The organism is Isoptericola sp. NPDC056605, from assembly GCF_042792795.1.
GTDB lineage: Bacteria > Actinomycetota > Actinomycetes > Actinomycetales > Cellulomonadaceae > Isoptericola.
Genome location: NZ_JBHTVT010000016.1, coordinates 1 through 17,110, shown reverse-complemented (window position 1 = coordinate 17,110; position 17,110 = coordinate 1). Strand labels below are relative to the sequence as shown.

16 protein-coding genes and 1 tRNA gene are annotated in these 17,110 nt (G+C 73.6%); 8 read left to right on the top strand and 9 right to left on the bottom strand.

Going from position 1 to position 17,110, the window contains the following annotated elements:
- Positions 1-21: 21 nt before the first annotated feature.
- Positions 22-94 (bottom strand) — tRNA-Lys (locus ACFQ8Y_RS15835).
- A gap of 284 nt (positions 95-378) precedes the next feature.
- Here ACFQ8Y_RS15835 and ACFQ8Y_RS15830 point away from each other — a divergent pair.
- Positions 379-663: an iron-sulfur cluster biosynthesis family protein gene (locus ACFQ8Y_RS15830; RefSeq protein WP_430552121.1), complete on the top strand. Its 285-nt coding sequence runs from the start codon at positions 379-381 to the stop codon at positions 661-663.
- Between the two features lie 196 nt (positions 664-859).
- Positions 860-1,675, top strand: coding sequence for a DUF1206 domain-containing protein (locus ACFQ8Y_RS15825; protein WP_430586099.1), 816 nt, complete (start codon positions 860-862; stop codon positions 1,673-1,675).
- 21 nt (positions 1,676-1,696) lie between these two features.
- Here ACFQ8Y_RS15825 and ACFQ8Y_RS15820 read toward each other — a convergent pair whose 3' ends face one another.
- On the bottom strand, positions 1,697-2,443 hold the full coding sequence (locus tag ACFQ8Y_RS15820) for a M50 family metallopeptidase (RefSeq protein ID WP_430552119.1): 747 nt from the start codon (positions 2,441-2,443) through the stop codon (positions 1,697-1,699).
- Positions 2,444-2,614: 171 nt separating this feature from the next.
- On the opposite strand from ACFQ8Y_RS15820, the gene ACFQ8Y_RS15815 reads away from it, so the two are divergent.
- The 3 genes from ACFQ8Y_RS15815 to ACFQ8Y_RS15805 all read left to right on the top strand — a co-directional run bounded on the left by ACFQ8Y_RS15815 (position 2,615) and on the right by ACFQ8Y_RS15805 (position 5,393).
- Complete coding sequence (locus tag ACFQ8Y_RS15815) at positions 2,615-4,096, top strand: DEAD/DEAH box helicase (protein ID WP_430552118.1); 1,482 nt, start codon at positions 2,615-2,617, stop codon at positions 4,094-4,096.
- 66 nt (positions 4,097-4,162) lie between these two features.
- The gene (gene msrB / locus ACFQ8Y_RS15810; protein ID WP_430552117.1) at positions 4,163-4,567 is read left to right on the top strand and encodes a peptide-methionine (R)-S-oxide reductase MsrB; all 405 of its coding nucleotides are present in this window, start codon (positions 4,163-4,165) and stop codon (positions 4,565-4,567) included.
- A gap of 49 nt (positions 4,568-4,616) precedes the next feature.
- Complete coding sequence (locus tag ACFQ8Y_RS15805) at positions 4,617-5,393, top strand: tyrosine-protein phosphatase (protein WP_430586098.1); 777 nt, start codon at positions 4,617-4,619, stop codon at positions 5,391-5,393.
- A 79-nt stretch (positions 5,394-5,472) separates the two neighbouring features.
- Here ACFQ8Y_RS15805 and ACFQ8Y_RS15800 read toward each other — a convergent pair whose 3' ends face one another.
- The 4 genes from ACFQ8Y_RS15800 to ACFQ8Y_RS15785 form a co-directional block, all read right to left on the bottom strand.
- Positions 5,473-5,958, bottom strand: a complete 486-nt coding sequence (locus ACFQ8Y_RS15800) for a MarR family winged helix-turn-helix transcriptional regulator (protein ID WP_430552115.1) — start codon at positions 5,956-5,958, stop codon at positions 5,473-5,475.
- Positions 5,959-6,070: 112 nt separating this feature from the next.
- Positions 6,071-7,696, bottom strand: coding sequence for an MDR family MFS transporter (locus ACFQ8Y_RS15795; protein WP_430586097.1), 1,626 nt, complete (start codon positions 7,694-7,696; stop codon positions 6,071-6,073).
- Complete coding sequence (locus ACFQ8Y_RS15790) at positions 7,693-8,169, bottom strand: MarR family winged helix-turn-helix transcriptional regulator (RefSeq protein ID WP_430586096.1); 477 nt, start codon at positions 8,167-8,169, stop codon at positions 7,693-7,695. The genes ACFQ8Y_RS15795 and ACFQ8Y_RS15790 overlap by 4 nt, the downstream gene beginning before the upstream one ends.
- A 243-nt stretch (positions 8,170-8,412) precedes the next feature.
- Positions 8,413-9,849 carry a sugar porter family MFS transporter gene (locus ACFQ8Y_RS15785; protein WP_430564295.1) on the bottom strand — a complete coding sequence of 479 codons (1,437 nt, stop codon included), beginning with the start codon at positions 9,847-9,849 and terminating at the stop codon, positions 8,413-8,415.
- A gap of 179 nt (positions 9,850-10,028) precedes the next feature.
- Here ACFQ8Y_RS15785 and ACFQ8Y_RS15780 point away from each other — a divergent pair, with 179 nt between their 5' ends.
- From ACFQ8Y_RS15780 to ACFQ8Y_RS15770, 3 genes are all read left to right on the top strand, one after another.
- Entirely contained in the window at positions 10,029-10,628 is a 600-nt protein-coding gene (locus ACFQ8Y_RS15780) for a hypothetical protein (protein ID WP_430552209.1), read from the top strand.
- A 281-nt stretch (positions 10,629-10,909) separates the two neighbouring features.
- Positions 10,910-11,530, top strand: coding sequence for a DUF47 domain-containing protein (locus ACFQ8Y_RS15775; protein WP_430552112.1), 621 nt, complete (start codon positions 10,910-10,912; stop codon positions 11,528-11,530).
- Positions 11,531-11,532: 2 nt separating this feature from the next.
- Positions 11,533-12,537, top strand: a complete 1,005-nt coding sequence (locus ACFQ8Y_RS15770) for an anion permease (protein ID WP_430552111.1) — start codon at positions 11,533-11,535, stop codon at positions 12,535-12,537.
- 16 nt (positions 12,538-12,553) lie between these two features.
- On the opposite strand, the gene ACFQ8Y_RS15765 is transcribed toward ACFQ8Y_RS15770, so the two are convergent.
- The 3 genes from ACFQ8Y_RS15765 to mshD all read right to left on the bottom strand — a co-directional run bounded on the left by ACFQ8Y_RS15765 (position 12,554) and on the right by mshD (position 17,034).
- Entirely contained in the window at positions 12,554-13,525 is a 972-nt protein-coding gene (locus tag ACFQ8Y_RS15765; RefSeq protein ID WP_430586095.1) for an NUDIX domain-containing protein, read from the bottom strand.
- A gap of 82 nt (positions 13,526-13,607) precedes the next feature.
- On the bottom strand, positions 13,608-15,986 hold the full coding sequence (locus ACFQ8Y_RS15760; RefSeq protein WP_430586094.1) for an RNA degradosome polyphosphate kinase: 2,379 nt from the start codon (positions 15,984-15,986) through the stop codon (positions 13,608-13,610).
- Positions 15,987-16,035: 49 nt separating this feature from the next.
- The gene (gene mshD, locus ACFQ8Y_RS15755; RefSeq protein ID WP_430586093.1) at positions 16,036-17,034 is read right to left on the bottom strand and encodes a mycothiol synthase; all 999 of its coding nucleotides are present in this window, start codon (positions 17,032-17,034) and stop codon (positions 16,036-16,038) included.
- Positions 17,035-17,110 lie beyond the last annotated feature (76 nt).

Genomic DNA, 17,110 nt, shown 5'->3' with positions numbered 1-17,110 from the left:
TGCGACGGTGACGTGCAGGGGTGGGCCCCCAGGGGCTCGAACCCTGAACCCGCGGATTAAAAGTCCGCTGCTCTGCCAGTTGAGCTAGAGGCCCGCCGCCGTCCGCCCGGAGGTCGGTAGCGGCTGCGGGACAGCGTACGCGGGGCCGCGGGCGTCCCGTGCGCACCGGACCGCGCCGCCGCCCGTGATGCCACCCGCGACGCCACCGGGAAAGTCACGATCCGGTCACGGAGGGCAACCTATCGACGCGCGGGGACGGCTGTCACGCGGGGTCTCACCCACCGGGAGATCTCGTCCCGATCGCGTCTCATCGTTGCGCCGGGCCCCCTCCTGCTGTTTCGGTGGACAGGTTCGCAAGGACCGACGAGAGGAGCGTCCATGCTCACCGTGACCGACAACGCCCGTACCGCCGTCGAGGACCTCGCCCAGCAGGCAGGAGTGCCGGACGAGGGCGGGCTGCGGATCGCGCAGTCCGCCGGCCAGCCCGGCAACTTCGAGCTCGCGCTCGTCCCGGCTCCCCAGCCCGACGACCAGGTGGTCGACGAGGAGGGCGGCACGCACGTCTTCGTCGAGGCGCAGGCCGCGCCCGCCCTCGACACGCTGACCCTCGACACCGACCCCGCCGCGCAGGGTCCGGGATTCGTGCTCACGCCCCAGGCGTGACGTCCGGGCGGGTGCACCGCGCGTCCCGAGGGCGCGCCGCCCCCGCCTGACCGGTCCTCCGACGGCCGGGCACGGAGATCGCTCCGTGCCCGGCCGTCGTCGCGCCGGGAACGGCATGGCCGTGGGAGTGGCGTCCAAGGCCCGGTTGCGCCATCGTGTGGTGCCGCGACCCCCGCGGCACCGACGGAGGTGACCTGTGTCCGACCCCGCCCGCGCCGCCCGACGCACCTCGCGCAGCGCGAACGACAGCACCGCGCTGCAGGCCCTCGCGCGGGCCGGCTACGTCGCGTCCGGCGTGCTGCACCTGCTCCTCGGCTGGTTGGCCGTCCGCCTGGCCTTCGGGTCCTCAGGAGGGAACGCCGACCAGCAGGGCGCCCTGCGTGAGCTGGCCGACGCCCCGGGCGGCGCGCTGCTCCTGTGGCTGACGGCGGTGGGCTTCGCCGGCCTCGCCCTGTGGCAGCTCACCGAGGCGGTGGCGGGCGTGCCCGGGACGGACAAGGCGAAGCAGGTCGGTGCCCGGGCCAAGGCCGCGGCGAAGGCCGTCCTGTACGGGGTGCTCGCCGGCACCGCGGTGCGGGTCGCGACCGGGTCGTCCGGCGGTGGCTCCGAGGAGGGGCTCACCGCCGACCTCATGCGCGCCCCCGCGGGCCGGTGGCTCGTCGCGGTGGTCGGCCTCGTGATCGTCGGGGTGGGCGTCTTCCACGTCGTCAAGGGGTGGCGGAAGTCGTTCCGTGACGACCTGCGCGCGACCGGGGGCGGCGGCGTCGGACAGGCGGTCGTGCGGCTCGGCCAGGTCGGCTACATGGCCAAGGGGATCGCGCTCGGCGTCCTCGGCGGCCTCTTCGTGGCGGCCGCCGTCACGGCCGACCCCGAGAAGGCGGGCGGCCTGGACGACGCGCTGCGCACGATCCGTGAGCAGCCGTTCGGGGTCGTGCTGCTCGTCGCGACGGGCCTGGGCATCGCGGCCTACGGCGTGTACTCGTTCGCGCGGGCTCGGTACGCGCGGCTGTGACGCGTCGGCGGGGAGCCGTCGTCAGGTCGCGGGCTCCACGATCCAGGTCGCGCCGAGCAGCAGGCAGCCGACGGTGACGAGCAGGAAGACCACGACCCACAGGATGCCGGTCGTCCGGGTCAGGGTCGCGAGCTGGTCGGCGTCGGACCGCCGCGCCCGACCCCGGGACCGCTGGGCCTGGAGCTCGAGCACGGGGCGCACCGACCCGATCAGCAGGAACCACGTCACCGCGTAGGCGACCGTCGCCTGCGCGGCGGGCTCGAGCCACCACGAGACCGCGACGAGCGCGGCGCCGGAGACGAGGATCGACCAGAGGCCGAACCAGTTGCGGATCTTCAGCAGCAGGAGGGCGAGCAGCAGCACGAGCAGCCACAGCAGCCCCACCGCGTAGCCGTGCCGCAGCAGCCAGGCGGCGCCGAGCCCTGTCAGGCCGGGGCCGACGTACCCGGCGAACGCCGTGACGATCATCCCGAACCCGCGCGGACGCCCGGCGGACACCGTGAGCCCGGAGGTGTCGGAGTGCAGCCGGATGGCGTCCAGGCGGCGCCCGGTGAGCATGGCGGCGACGGCGTGCGCGCCCTCGTGCGCGATCGTCACGACGTGCCGTGCCACCCGCCACACGGGGGACACGAGCACGACGGCGAGCGCGGCGAGGCCCGCGGCCAGCACCACCGGCTGCGCCGGCGGCGGCACGGGGGTGGTGGCGGCCGTCCAGATCTGCGTCAGTACGTCGCCGACGGTCGCGAGGAAGTCGTCCACGGCGGCCATTCCACCATGCGCCCCTGAGAGGTCGGGTGGTCGACCCGGGCGCCTGTCGTGAGAGACTGGGGGCAGGTGGCTGCGCGTTGCGCGCCCCGCGTCGTGGAGATCCCCCCGGATTGCGTGCGGCGGACCCCGACCCCGACGTCCGAGACGTCCCTGCCCGAGAGGCCCTTTTTCTTGACTACCTTTGCCGACTTCGGCCTGCCCGCCCCTGTCGTCCGCCAGCTGACGGACCAGGGCATCACCACCCCCTTCCCGATCCAGACGGCGTCGCTGCCGGACACGCTGGCCGGCACCGACGTGCTCGGCCGCGGCCGCACCGGCTCCGGCAAGACGCTCGCGTTCTCGCTGCCCGTCGTCACGCGTCTGGCGACGTCCGCGGCGAAGGCCGCCGCCGCGGGCCGCCCGCGTCGTCGGCCCGGCCGCCCGCGGGCGCTCGTGCTCTGCCCGACCCGCGAGCTCGCCAACCAGATCAACGCCACGATGGAGCCGCTCGCGAAGGCCCTCGGCCTCGTGACGACCACCGTCTTCGGCGGCGTCGCCCAGTCCCGCCAGGTCACCGCCCTGAACGCCGGGGTCGACGTGCTCATCGCGTGCCCCGGCCGCCTCGAGGACCTGCTCGGCCAGAAGCACCTCACGCTGGACGAGGTCGAGATCACGGTGCTCGACGAGGCCGACCACATGGCCGACCTCGGCTTCCTGCCCGGCGTGAAGCGGATCATGGACCGCACGCCCACCGTGGGCCAGCGCCTGCTGTTCTCCGCGACGCTGGACAACGGCGTCGACGTGCTCGTGAGGCGCTACCTCAAGAACCCGGTGACCCACTCCGTGGACGAGGCCGCCGCCCCGCCGCCGCAGATGACGCACCACATCCTCGCCGTGGCGGACGCCGACGCGAAGAAGCACGTGGTCCACGCGCTCGCGTCCGGCACCGGCCGTCGCGTGCTGTTCACCCGCACCAAGCACCAGGCGAAGAAGCTCGCCAAGCAGCTCACCGGCGCGGGCGTCCCCGCCGTCGACCTGCACGGCAACCTCGGCCAGGGCGCGCGCGAGCGCAACCTCGCGGCGTTCTCCTCCGGGGACGTCAAGGTGCTCGTCGCCACCGACATCGCCGCGCGCGGCATCCACGTCGACGACGTCGAGCTCGTCGTGCACGTGGACCCGCCCGCCGAGCACAAGGCGTACCTGCACCGCTCGGGCCGCACGGCCCGCGCCGGGTCCGGCGGCGACGTCGTCACCGTGATGCTGCCCGAGCAGCGCGGCGACGTCCGCGACCTCACGCGCAAGGCGAAGATCGACGCCCGCCCACAGCCCGTGGCCCCGGGCGACGCGACCGTCACCGCGCTGGTCGGCGAGGTCGCGCCGTACGTGACGCCGCCCGCCCCGACGGCGCCGCAGCAGCCGCAGCGCCGCAAGGGCGGCGGCCAGCAGCAGGGCGGCCAGCGCGGACGTGGCTCGGGCGGCGACGCGCAGCGCGGGCAGGGGCAGCGCGCCCAGGTGCAGCAGGGGCAGCAGGGCCAGCGCTCGCAGGCGCAGCCCGCGTCGTCCGGCGGCCGCGCTCCGCAGACGGTCCGGGCGGACGGGTCCGCACCGGCCCGTCGCCGGCGCCGCCGCGGCGGCCGCGGCCGCGGACAGGGCGGCTCGGCGCCCGCGGCCTGACCGCACCAGCGGCAGCGGCAGGAACAGCCGCGCCCCGGTCCGGGTTGAGCACGACGGAGGTGTCAGATGACGTACGAAGTCACGAAGTCCGACCAGCAGTGGAAGGTCGAGCTGAACCCGCAGGAGTTCGCCGTGCTGCGGCAGGCGGGGACCGAGCGGCCCTGGACCGGTGAGCTGCTCGACGAGAAGCGTGTCGGCGTGTACCGCTGTCGCGCGTGCGGCAACGAGCTGTTCCGGAGCGAGACCAAGTTCGACTCGCACTGCGGGTGGCCGTCGTTCTACACGCCGCTCGCCGGCGACGCCGTCGAGCTGCTCGAGGACCGGTCGCACGGCATGGTCCGCACCGAGGTGCGCTGCGCCCGGTGCGGCTCGCACCTGGGGCACGTCTTCGACGACGCGCCGCAGACGCCCACGGGCGACCGGTTCTGCATGAACTCGCTCAGCCTGACGTTCGAGCCCGTCGAGGCCTGAGCGTCCGGCCGCGGCGCCCCGGGCGCGGGGCGCCGCTAGGGTCGACCAGGTGACCGACTCCGCGCCCTCTGCGCCCTCTGCGGCCGACGCCGCCGTGGCCTGGACCGCCGCGCCGGCGTCCGTGCCCGACCACCTCGTCAACCTGCGCGACGTCGCGACGGCCGCCCCGGGCCTGGTGCCCGGGGCGTTGCTGCGTTCCGACGCACCCCGCTCGGGCGACGTCGCCCCGGCCGACGTGGCGTGGCCGCCGCGCACGGTGCTCGACCTGCGCGACCCGGGGGAGAACGGGGAGCCGCACCCGCTGACCGGCGTCGCGCACGTGGTGCCGCTGCCGCTGCTGGACGGGACCGCGATGCAGGGCGCCACCGCGCCCGCTCCCGTCCCGGGCCTCGGGGAGCTGTACCTGCAGATGCTCGACGGCGTGGGCGCCGGGCACCTCGTGGAGGCGGTGCGCCTCATCGCCGTCGACGACGCGCCCGTGCTCGTGCACTGCACCGCCGGCAAGGACCGCACGGGGGTGACGGTCGCGCTGGTGCTGTCCCTGCTGGGCGTCGACCGGTCCGCGATCGTCGCGGACTACGAGCGGACCGGCCCCCACATGCCGCAGGTGCTGGCGCGTGCCGCCGTCACCGCGAACCTCGCCGTCCCCGACGCGCACGTGCTGGCGAGGCTGCCGCCCGAGCTGGTCACCGCGCCGGGCTGGGCGATCGGGACGGTGCTCGACCGGTTCGCCGAGCACGACGACGGCGCGCCGGGCTGGTTCCGCGCGCACGGCGGCAGTGCCGCGACGCTGGACGCGCTGCGGGCCCGCCTCCTCGAGGGGTGACCCGGCCCCGGACACGCGTCGAGCCCGCCGGGACAGGTCCCGACAGGCTCGACCGGCGACGTCTCGGGCGGACGCCGGCTCAGGAGCGCGTGTCGCGCCAGCGCACGAAGTCCTCGGAGTAGCGGTGCAGCAGCGTCGCGAGCTGCGAGACGTCCGCCTCGTCCCACTCGCCGAAGGCGTCCTTGTACATCTCGATGCGACGGTCGCGGGCCCGGGCGAAGCGCTGGGCGCCGTCGGCGGTCAGGGTGATCCGCTGGCCGCGGGTGTCCTCCGGGTCCACCTCGCGGTGGACGAGGCCCAGGTCCACGAGACGGCTCAGCTGACGCGACACGGTGGCCCGGCCGACACCGAAGTGGGCCGCGAGGTCGGAGCCGCGGATCCCGGGGTGGGAGTCGATGTGCGCGAGGATCGGGTACGCCGACGCCTCGAGCTCGGGGTGCACCCGCCTGGCGGTCTGTGCCGCTGACGACTGGGCGCGCCGGATCAGGACCCGGATCTCGCGTTCGAGAGCACCGAACGGGTCGGTGGCCGGGTCGGGCAGGGGCTGGGCGGCTACGTCGTGCATGCGCCCATCATGAGGCTTCGCCGAGGCAAACGGGAGTGGCCTAGCAGGCGAACTTGCACCCGGACGGCGTCTCAGCGGGTGAAATCGACGCCGTCCGGGTGCTGGGCCGTTGTCAGGCCCGGTCGGCGACCGGAGCGGCGACGTCCTGCTCGGCGGCCTTCTCCTCGTCGAGCACCTGCTCGATGCCGGAGCGCTGGCCCAGCGGGATCTCCTTCATGAAGAGCACCGCGATCAGCGAGACGACGGCCATCGGCACGGCGTACAGGAAGATCGTCGTGATGCCGTCGGCGTAGGCGCCCTCGACCACCGTCTGCACGGGGGCGGGGAGCGAGGCCAGGTCCGGGACCGCGCCCGAGCCGGCACCCATCGCGTCGGAGGCGATGCCGAGCTTCGCCAGGCCGGTGGAGAGGTCCGTCTTGATCTGCGCGGCCATCACGGCGCCGAGCGCCGAGACGCCGATCGCGCCGCCCAGCGAGCGGAAGAAGGCGACGCCGGAGGTACCGGCACCCATCTCGTGCACGTCGAGGGTGTTCTGCGTGGCGAGCACGAGGTTCTGCATCAGGGCGCCCACCGACAGCCCGAGACCGAACAGGAAGACCGAGATGAGCACGAAGCTCGTGTCCACCTCGATGGTCGACAGGCCGAACAGCGACCCGGTCAGGAGGACGGCGCCGCCCACCATGATCGCCTTGTACCGGCCGGTGTTCGAGATGATCCGGCCGAGCACGATGCCCGCGAGCATCGTGCCGACCACCATCGGGATGGTGAGCAGGCCGGACTCGGTCGGCGTCTTGCCGCGGGCGAGCTGGAAGTACTGGCTGAGGAAGACCGCGGTGCCGAACATGGCGACGCCGACGGACGCCGAGGCGACCACGGCGAGCACGAACGTGCGGTTCTTGAACAGGTGCAGCGGGATGATCGGCTCGGCGGCGTTCTTCTCGACGAAGCCGACGACGACGAGCGCCAGCACGGCGCCACCGACCATCGCGCCCGTCTGCCAGGAGAGCCACTCGAACTGGTCGCCGGCGAACGTGACCCACAGGAGCAGCAGCGCGACGGCGACGGCGATGAGGCCGGCACCCGCGTAGTCGATCTTCACCTCGCGCTTGGCCAGCGCGGGCAGGTGCAGCGTCTTCTGCAGCACGATGAACGCGGCGACGGCGAAGGGGACGCCGACGAAGAAGGTCCAGCGCCAGCCGATCGAGTCGGTGAGCACGCCGCCGAGCAGCGGGCCGCCGATCTGCGCGACGGCCATGACGCCGCCCATGAGGCCCATGTACTTGCCGCGCTCGCGCGGGCTGATGATGTCGGCCATCAGCACGGTCGCGAGGGCGGTGAGGCCGCCCGCGCCGATGCCCTGCAGGGCGCGGAAGCCGATGAGCATCTCGATGTTCTGCGACAGGCCGGCCGCGGCGGCGGAGACCACCGTGATCGCGAGGGCGACCTGCATGAGGACCTTGCGGTTCGTGAGGTCGGCGAGCTTGCCCCACAGCGGGGTCGAGATCGTCATCGTCAGCAGCATGGCCGTGACGACCCAGGTGTAGGAGTGCTGGGAGCCGCCGAGCTCGCTGACGATCTTGGGGAGCGAGGTCGAGACGATGGTGGTGGCCAGCAGCGAGACGAAGACGCCGAGGAGGATGCCCGAGAGGGCCTCGAGCACCTCGCGGCGGGTCATCGCCGGGGCAGGCGTGGCGGAGAGGGCCGGCGCGGCGGGCGCCGGACTGGGGGACTGACTCATCGGGCGGGGATCTCCTCCTGCGCCGTGGCGCGGTCGTGGGTCGTGGTGAGTGCGGCCGCGACGCTGCGGATCCGGGAGATGGCGTCGGCCAGGTCGTCCTCCGACCAGTCGGAGAAGGACTCGGAGACGAGGTCGTCGATGCGTTCGAATGAGGCCTCCGCGAACTCGCGGCCGGCGTCCGTCAGGGCGAGGTAGCGGGCCCGCCGGTCGTCGTCGTCGACCGTGCGCTCGACGAGACCGGCGTCGACGAGGGCGCTGATCTGGCGGCTCGCGACGGACACGTCGACGCGGAGCTTCGCGGCGACGTCGGTGATCTGCACGCGCCCGCACCGCGTGAGCAGGTGCAGGGCCCCGAGGCCGGCCCGGGGGAGGTCCAGGTCGCGCGCCACGCGCATGGCGGCCTCGCGCTGGGCACGGGAGAGCTCCTCGAGCGTCTCCACGAGCTCACGGGCCGCGGTGCGGTCAACGGGCATGGCAGGGCCTTTGCTGGAAGGGGGTGGGTGCTCGGGGCCGGACGGCCGGAGCGGAGCGGCCCGGTGGACGGGCCGAGTTGTTGCAGGGTGCAAACATACTCCTGGTGCTTGCAGCAAGCAAGTGTCCTGGTGAGGACTTCACCCGGTGCACGACGACGGCCCGCGACGCCCCGGGCGGGGGTCGCGGGCCGTGCGGTCGGACCGTACGGACGCGCCGTGCTGACGGGCGCCCGGCGGTGCGGTTCAGGCGCGCTTGTACGCCTCGCCCGCCATGTCCTCGAGCTCGACGCCCTTCGTCTCCGGGATCTTGCCGAGCACGAAGAAGAACGACAGCACGGCGAAGACGGCGTACATGAGGTAGGGGATCGCGGGGCCGAAGGTGTCGAGCATCGGCGGGAAGGTGAGCGTGATCGCGAAGTTCGCGATCCAGTTCGCCGCCGCGCCGACGCCGAGGGCGGCCGCGCGGATCCGGTTGGGGAACATCTCGCCCAGCAGCACCCACATGAGCGGGCCCCACGTGGCGCCGAAGAAGACCACGAAGGCGTTCGCGGCGACCAGCGCGATGATGCTCCACGGATCCGGGAGGCTGATCGACTCGCCCGAACCGGTGGCCTGCGTGAAGCACACCGCCATCAGGCCCAGGGAGACGGCCATGCCCGCCGAGCCGATGAGCAGCAGCGGGCGCCGGCCCACCTTGTCGATGAGGGCGATGGCGATGAACGTCACGGCCACGTTCGTCACGGCCGTGATCGTCGAGACGAGGAACGCCTGCGACTCGTCGAACCCGACCGCCTGCCACAGCGTCGTCGAGTAGTAGAAGATCACGTTGATCCCGACGAACTGCTGGAAGATCGCCATGACGATGCCGACCCAGACGATGGGCTTCAGGCCGAAGCGGTCGCCCTTGAGGCTCCCCAGCTCGGCGTTCTCCTCGTCCACGGCGATCGAGCGGCGGATCTCGCCGATCCGGTCGTCGGGATGCTCGTCGGGGCCGAGCACGGACGCCAGCACGGACCGCGCCTCGTCGTCACGGCCCTTCGTCACCAGATAGCGCGGGGACTCGGGCATCCGTAGCGCGAGGATCCCGTACACGGCCGCCGGGACCACGGCGACGAGGAACATCCAGCGCCACGCCTCCCAGCCGAACCACAGCTCGTTCGCCGCGCTGCCGGCCGCCGTCGCGAGGATCTGGTCGGACAACAGGGCCGCGAAGATACCGACGGTGATCGCGAGCTGCTGCAGCGAGCCGAGGCGCCCGCGCATCGCGGCGGGGGCGATCTCCGCGATGTACGCGGGGGCGATCACGGACGCGATACCGATGCCGACGCCCGCCATGAACCGCCAGATCGCCAGGTCCCAGGCGCTCCACGCGATCGCCGACAGGATCGACGAGACGAAGAACAGCACCGCGCCCAGCACCATCACGTGGGTGCGGCCCCACCGGTCGGCGAGCTTGCCGCCCGACCATGCGCCGAGGGCGCAGCCGAGCAGCGCGATCGCCACGACGAGACCCGTCACGGTGGAGTTGAGGTCGAACTGGCCCTCGATCGCGTCGACGGCGCCGTTGATCACCGACGAGTCGAATCCGAAGAGGAATCCGCCGACCGCCGCGGCGAAGGCGAGCGCGGTGGCCTTCCGGTGCGCGCTGTGCGCTGCGGAGCCTGGTGCTGGGCTTGTCATGATCGTCCTCGGTTCGCTCGGCAGACCTGTTCTCGATCCTTCTCGATGCTAGGTCGGGGTCGCCCTGTCGGCGCGCTGAGCAGGTCGGACGCGCGACCGGTCCACGAGCCCGCGCCGTCGGGGGTGAGACTGGAGGGGTGAACGACGCTCCCGAGCCGCGCAGGCACCGCCGACCCGCCATGCTCGATCCGCAGACCGCCGAGCAGATCCCCGGGTCGCTCGACCCCGCGCTGCGCGACGAGGTGGCGCACACCACCGCGCGCGCCGTCGTGCACCGGGCGCGCGCCGCCGAGGACCCGGAGGTGGTGGACCGCCTGGTGCGCCTCGTCGAGCGCGAGGGGCTCGACGTCGTCGCCGCCCTCTGGTCGGACGCCGCGCCCGCGTCGCTGCCCGGCGCGCTGTGGCGGCTGTACGTCCTGCGCGAGTGGGTGCGCCGCGACCCCCGCACCGTGGGGCTGCGGTACCGCCTCGGCGTCGACGCCGCCCCCGTGCACGAGGCGGTGGCCGGCGTGCCCCGCCCGCCCGCGCCGGAGGACCTGCGGGCGCTCGCCGACGACGTCCTGTCCGGCGTCTACGCCGGAGACCTGGCCGTGGCGCTCGAGCGGGCCGCGTCGTTCTGCCGCATCCTCGCGACCGGGGCGGCCTTCGACGCCGACGCCCGCGAGGTCGCGGACCCCGACGGGGCCACCCGGATGACGCGCGGCGCCGCCGACCTGGTGCGCACCGCCGAGGAGCTGGAGCGCGCGGCGGCGGGCTGGCGGACGGGCACCCTCGACTGACGCTCCGCGGCCGCGAACGGCGGGGCTGACCTGCGTGTTCGGAGCACGCCGACGCCCGGGCTTACGATGTTCGGGCGACGTCGGGCCGCGGTAGCCCCGGGCTCCATCTTCAGCCGCTACGAGCGGCCACGCGCCGAGAGGCGCTCCCGGTCCGGCGTCGCACCTCACCCGAGTTTCCCGCAGCCGCGAGGCGGATCGTTCAGCGCGCGTTCAACTAGTCGCGCCAGGATGGCCACCTCTAGTCTGTGAGAGTCTCAGCGTCCTCGATCCGGGAGCCACACGTGCGCCTGCGCCTCACACCGCGCGACACGACCTACTTCGACATGCTGGCGACGCTCGCGCAGCACAACGTCACGGGGGCCTCGCTCCTGGCGGAGCTGCTCGGGGCGTCCCGGCAGGAGAGGGAAGGGATCGTCCGCCGGCTCAACGAGGCCGAGCACATCGCCGACGACGCCACCCACTCGATCATGCGGCGGCTGAACCAGACGTTCGTCACCCCGTTCGACCGGGACGACATCTACGGCCTGGCGTCCGCGCTCGACGACTGCATGGACGCCATGGAGGAGGCCGGCGACCTCATCGTCCTGTACAAGGTCGACGAGCTCCCGCTGCGGGTCTCCGAGCAGGTGCAGGTGCTGCAGCGCTGCGCCGAGCTCACCGCCGAGGCCATGCCGCGGCTGCGCTCCATGGACCAGCTGTCCGACTACTGGGTCGAGATCAACCGCCTCGAGAACCAGGGCGACAAGCTGCACCGCGAGCTCATCGCACAGCTCTTCGACGACACCACGGACCCGGTGCTGCTCATCAAGCTCAAGGAGATCGTCGACATGCTCGAGGAGGGCGCCGACGCCTTCGAGCGGGTCGCGAACATGGTCGAGACCATCGCCCTCAAGGAGTCCTGACCGTGGAGGTGGCGCTGGTCGTCCTCGTCGTCGCGCTCGCGCTCGGCTTCGACTACACCAACGGCTTCCACGACGCGGCCAACGCGATCGCCACCTCGGTCTCGACGCGGGCGCTCACGCCCCGGGTGGCGCTCCTCATGGCCGCGGTCATGAACTTCGTCGGGGCCCTGCTGGGCACCGAGGTCGCCGAGACCATCGCGACGTCGATCGTCGACCTGCAGGACGCGTCGAACCACACCGCGCTCGTCGTGGTGCTGTGCGCCCTGGTGGGCGCCATCGTGTGGAACCTCATCACCTGGTGGTTCGGCCTGCCGTCGTCGTCGACGCACTCGCTCATCGGCGGTCTCGTCGGTGCGGGGCTCGCGGCCGGGCTGCCGATCTACGGGCAGGCCATCATCGACAAGGTCGTGCTGCCGATGGTCTTCTCGCCGCTCATCGGCTTCGTCGGCGCGTACTTCGTCATGGTCGCGGTGCTGTGGATCTTCCGGAACGCGTCCCCGTCGCGGGTCACCCGCCGGTTCCGCCTGGCGCAGACCGCGTCGGCCGCCGCGATGGCGCTCGGGCACGGCCTGCAGGACGCGCAGAAGACCATGGGCGTGATCTTCATGGCGCTGCTCACGGTCGGCTGGGCGGACCCGGACGCGGGCATCCCGCTGTGGGTCAAGCTCGCCGCGGCGGGCGCCATCTCGCTCGGCACGGCCTCCGGCGGCTGGCGGATCATGCGCACGCTCGGCCGGCGCATCATCGAGCTGGACCCGGCACGGGGCTTCGTCGCCGAGACGGTGTCGGCGCTGGTGCTCTACGCCAACGCGTTCATCCTGCACGCGCCCGTCTCGACGACGCACACCATCACCTCGGCGATCATGGGCGTCGGCGCCACGCGCCGGCTGTCCGCCGTGCGCTGGGGCGTCGCCAAGAACATCGGTGCCGCGTGGGTGCTGACGATCCCCGCCGCGGCGCTCGTGGCCGCCATCACCACCTGGATCCTGCACCCCTGGCTCACCTGACGACCGGGCGCGAGCCTCAGTAGACCGGGGGAGTGACCTTCTCGACGGCGACGACGCGCGGACCCTTGCCGGTGGTGGCGACGTGGGCGACGAGCAGGTCGCCCGGCTCGAGGAACGGGTCGCGCGAGGGCAGGACGTCCGCGACGGCGCGGCGGGAGTGCTGGCCCAGCACGTCCAGCACCGTCGGCAGGACCGGCCGGTGCGTGCACAGCACCGACGACCGGCCCGACTCGAGCAGGTCGCGGACCGTCGCGGCGACGCGGGACGGCGAGCGCTCGTGCTCGGCCTCGCCCAGCTGGTCGCTGAGCTCCGGCCGGGCGTGCGACGCCCGCACGTACGGCTCGATCGTCGCCGCACAGCGTTCCCAGCGGCTCGAGACCACCGACGTCACGCCGTAGGCGGCGAGGACCGGGACGAGCGCCGCGCCCTGGGCGTGCCCCACCGGCGTCAGCGGCCGGTCGTGCTCCGTGCCGTGCCAGGCCGCCCGGGTCACGGCCTTGCCGTGCCGCACGATGACGACGGCGTGCGTGGCGAGCCGCTCCTGGGCGTGCGCCGCCACGAGGGCCTCGAGCGGCCCGCGGTCGGCGTGGCGCGTCAGGCGGGCGGCGGCGGCGTCGACGTCGAGCCACGCCTTCCTGTCGACCTCGTCCTTGGACGGGGGCTGCACGGGGAACCGCGCGGCGAGGGCCGCGGCGTCGTCCGACCGCGACGCCCGCTGCGCCGCCCAGTAGTGCACGCGCTTCACGCGGCCCTCGGGGGTCAGGTACTGCAGGCCCGGGAGGGGGACGCCGAGGACCACGGGCTTGCCGGTCTCCTCCGCGACCTCGCGCGCAGCGGCGGTGTTCAGCGACTCGCCCGGCTCGAGCTTCCCCTTGGGCCAGGACCAGTCGTCGTACCGGGGCCGGTGCACGAGCTGCACCTGGAGGCGCCCGTCGCGCTCGCGCCACACGAGCCCGCCCGCCGACTCGATCACCGGGGCGTGCTCCACCGAGGTCGCTCCCAGCCTGTCCACGAGCGGGGAGGCCGTCGTGCCCGCCGCCCGACGCACCCGCGCCGCCCTCACCGCGCCCTCATCGAGCCCGCTCGGGCCGACGGCGGTGCCGGTCGACGAGCTGCGCCTGGAGGTCCACGAGCGGTTCGCCGTCCGGCCCGACGGCGTGCCGCACCCAGGTGTCGTCCGGCTGCAGGTGCCACGTGGAGGTCTTGTCCGACATCGACGCGTCCATGAGCTCCAGGAGCTCCGCGACCTGGCCCTCGTCGGCGATGCGGACCAGCGCCTCGACGCGGCGGTCCAGGTTGCGGTGCATGAGGTCGGCCGAGCCGATGTACACCTCCGGGCCGGACTCCGGCCCCTCGCCGATGGCCGGGCCGGCCGCGTTGGCGAACGCGTAGATCCGGGAGTGCTCCAGGAACCGGCCGAGGATGGAGCGCACGCGCACGTTCTCGCTCAGGCCCGGCACCCCCGGGCGCAGCGCGCAGATGCCGCGCACCACGAGGTCCACCTTCACCCCCGCCTGCGAGGCGCGGTACAGGGCGTCGATCGTGGCCTCGTCCACGGCGGAGTTCACCTTGATGCGTACCCACGCCTCGTGCCCGGCGCGGGCGGCGTCCGCCTCGCGCTCGATGCGCTCGATGAGGCCCGCCCGCACGGCGCGCGGTGCGACCAGCAGCCGGTGGAAGCGCGACTGCGGGGCGTAGCCGGAGAGCTGGTTGAACAGGCGCGTGAGGTCCTGGCCGACGTCGCGGTCGCACGTGAGCAGGCCGTGGTCGGTGTACATGCGGGCCGTCTTCGGGTGGTAGTTGCCGGTGCCGACGTGGCAGTACCGGCGCAGCCCGTCCGACTCCTGGCGGACCACGAGGGACAGCTTGGCGTGCGTCTTGAGACCGACGATCCCGTAGACGACGTGCACCCCCGCCTCCTCGAGCTTGCGCGCCCAGGAGATGTTGGCCTGCTCGTCGAACCGCGCCTTGATCTCGACGAGCGCGAGCACCTGCTTGCCGGCCTCGGCGGCGTCGATCAGGGCGTCGACGATCGGGGAGTCGCCCGACGTGCGGTACAGCGTCTGCTTGATGGCGAGCACGGCCGGGTCGGCGGCCGCCTGCTCGAGGAACGTCTGCACCGACGTGGAGAAGGAGTCGTACGGGTGGTGCAGCAGGACGTCCCGCTCGCGGATCGCGGCGAAGACGTCGCGCGCCGTCGCGGACTCCACCTCGGCGAGCTGGCGGTGCGTCGTCGGGACGAACGGCGGGTAGTGCAGCGTCGCGCGCTCGATGTCGGCGATGACGTTGAGGCCCGTGAGGTCGAGCGGCGCCGGCAGCTCGTACACCTCCTCGTCGGCCACGCCGAGCTCGCGGACCAGCAGCTCGCGGATGCGGGGCGAGATGCCGTGCGCCAGCTCGAGCCGCACGGGCGGCCCGAAGCGGCGGCGAAGCAGCTCCTTCTCCATCGCCTGCAGGAGGTTCTCGGCGTCGTCCTCCTCGACCTCCACGTCCTCGTTGCGCGTGACGCGGAACGTGTGGCTCTCGCGCACCTCCATGCCGGGGAACAGGTGGTCGAGGTGCTGCGCGATGACCTCCTCCAGCGGCACGAACGACGTCTGCGTGCCGCCGCCCTGCGTGGGCGTGGGCGCCGACGGGCGGCCGCGGTCGTCGACCGCGATGAACCGCGGCAGCAGCGGCGGCACCTTGACCCGGGCGAAGTGCTCCTTGCCCGTCAGCGGGTTCGCGACGACGACCGCCAGGTTGAGCGACAGCCCCGAGATGTAGGGGAACGGGTGCGCCGGGTCCACCGCCAGCGGCGTGAGCACCGGGAAGATCTGCTTGCGGAAGAACTTGTGCAGGCGCTCCTGCTCGCGGACCTCGAGCTGGTCCCAGTGCACGATCGTGATGCCCTCGGCGTCGAGCGCGGGCTGGACGTCGGAGCGGAACACCTCCGCGTGCCGGGTCATGAGGCGGTGCGCGCCCTCGCCGATCGACTCCAGCACCTGCCGCGGGCTCATCCCCGACGCCGCGGTGACGGCGATGCCCGTGGCGATGCGCCGCTTCAGGCCCGCCACCCGCACCATGAAGAACTCGTCCAGGTTGGACGCGAAGATCGCGAGGAACCGGGTGCGCTCGAGCAGCGGCAGCGACGGGTCCTCCGCCAGCTCCAGCACCCGCTCGTTGAACGCCAGCCAGCTCAGCTCCCGCTCCGCGAACCGGTCGTCGGGCAGCGGCTCCGCCTCGACCGCGCGGACACCGTCCGACCCCGGTTCCTCCGCGATGTGCTCGGCGATGTGGGCCGCGAGCTGCGGATCCAGGGGGCGCGACGGCGCGACGGCCGTGGAGCGCGGGCGGCTGTCCGTCACCTCGGCGGCCGCGACGGCGGCGTCCGGTGCGACGGGGGCGTACCGACCGCGTCCGTCGCGGGGCCGGGACGTACGGGGGCGCGACGCTGTCATGGCACCCATCGTGGCACCGATAGGTGAACGGCGGGTGACGAAGTCCTCCGTCCGGTCGCTAGGCGCCGGCGGGCCGCGCGTACTGGACGTCGACGGCGGCGCGCTCGAAGCCGGCGCCCGCGTACGTGGCCAGCGCCGCCGCGTTGTCCCCGTCCACGTACAGCACCGCGCGGTCGCACCCCGTGCGCGCCAGGTGGCGCAGCCCGACGGCGGTGAGCGCGCGGCCCAGGCCGCGGCCCTGCGCGTCGGGGGAGACGCCGACGGCATAGATCTCTCCGGAGCGGCCCTCGCCGTCCTGGGCGCCGGACGGCTGGTCGTTCTCGACCTTGGTCCACAGGTAACCCAGCGGCTCGCCCGCGGCGCCGTCCGACGGGTCGTCGGCCGGCACGACGAGGAAGAACCCGTCGGCGTCGAACCAGGGTTCGCGCCGCCGGTCCTGCAGGTCGGCGACCGTGAGCCGGCCCTGCTCCGGGTGGTCGGCGAACGCACGGGCGTTGAGCCGCACCCACGCGTCGTCGTCGGCGCCGGGGCGGAACGTGCGCAGGGCGAGGCCGGGCAGGTCCGGCACGTCGCGGGCCGCGTCGTCAGGCCCGAGCGGCCGCGCGAGCACGAGCAGCTCGCGCGCCACCTCGTACCCGCGGGCGGCCGCGAACGCCTGCGCCGCGGGCAGGTCGCCGTGCGCCCACACCCGCAGCGGCTTGCCGCGCTGGCCGGGGGCGCCCGAGAACATCGGCAGCCGCGCGTCGCGCTCGGCGGTGCGCAGCAGGACGCCCCCGACGCCCCGGCGCCGGTGGCCCGGGTGCACGACCAGCTCGGCGCTCGCGTCGTCGCCGCCCCGGTCCACCTGGAGGTAGCCGACGACGGCGCCGTCGTCGCCGCGGGCCACGACGTGCGTCAGCCAGTCGGCGTCGGTCCCCAGGCGGAGCAGGGGCTGCTCCGACAGCGGGGCGACGCCGTCGTGGGCGGCGGCCGCCGCGGCGAGCGCGCGCACGTCGTCCTGCGCGGCGGCGTCGAGGGGCTCGAAGGACAGGGCGGGCAGGGCGGGCGAGGTGGGCACGACCCCATTCTGGCCGAGGACGGACGACGCCGACCATGCGGTGGCGCACGTTCTGGACCGTCAGAACGTGCGCCAC

Bases quoted from the DNA above. Each gene is read 5' to 3' on its own strand.
- ACFQ8Y_RS15780 (WP_430552209.1), top strand. From the start codon at position 10,029: ATGCTCGATCCGCAGACCGCCGAGCAGATCCCCGGGTCGCTCGACCCC.
- ACFQ8Y_RS15790 (WP_430586096.1), bottom strand. From the start codon at position 8,169: ATGCCCGTTGACCGCACCGCGGCCCGTGAGCTCGTGGAGACGCTCGAG.
- ACFQ8Y_RS15795 (WP_430586097.1), bottom strand. From the start codon at position 7,696: ATGAGTCAGTCCCCCAGTCCGGCGCCCGCCGCGCCGGCCCTCTCCGCC.
- ACFQ8Y_RS15800 (WP_430552115.1), bottom strand. From the start codon at position 5,958: ATGCACGACGTAGCCGCCCAGCCCCTGCCCGACCCGGCCACCGACCCG.
- ACFQ8Y_RS15785 (WP_430564295.1), bottom strand. From the start codon at position 9,849: ATGACAAGCCCAGCACCAGGCTCCGCAGCGCACAGCGCGCACCGGAAG.
- msrB (WP_430552117.1), top strand. From the start codon at position 4,163: ATGACGTACGAAGTCACGAAGTCCGACCAGCAGTGGAAGGTCGAGCTG.
- ACFQ8Y_RS15760 (WP_430586094.1), bottom strand. From the start codon at position 15,986: ATGGGTGCCATGACAGCGTCGCGCCCCCGTACGTCCCGGCCCCGCGAC.
- ACFQ8Y_RS15820 (WP_430552119.1), bottom strand. From the start codon at position 2,443: ATGGCCGCCGTGGACGACTTCCTCGCGACCGTCGGCGACGTACTGACG.
- ACFQ8Y_RS15830 (WP_430552121.1), top strand. From the start codon at position 379: ATGCTCACCGTGACCGACAACGCCCGTACCGCCGTCGAGGACCTCGCC.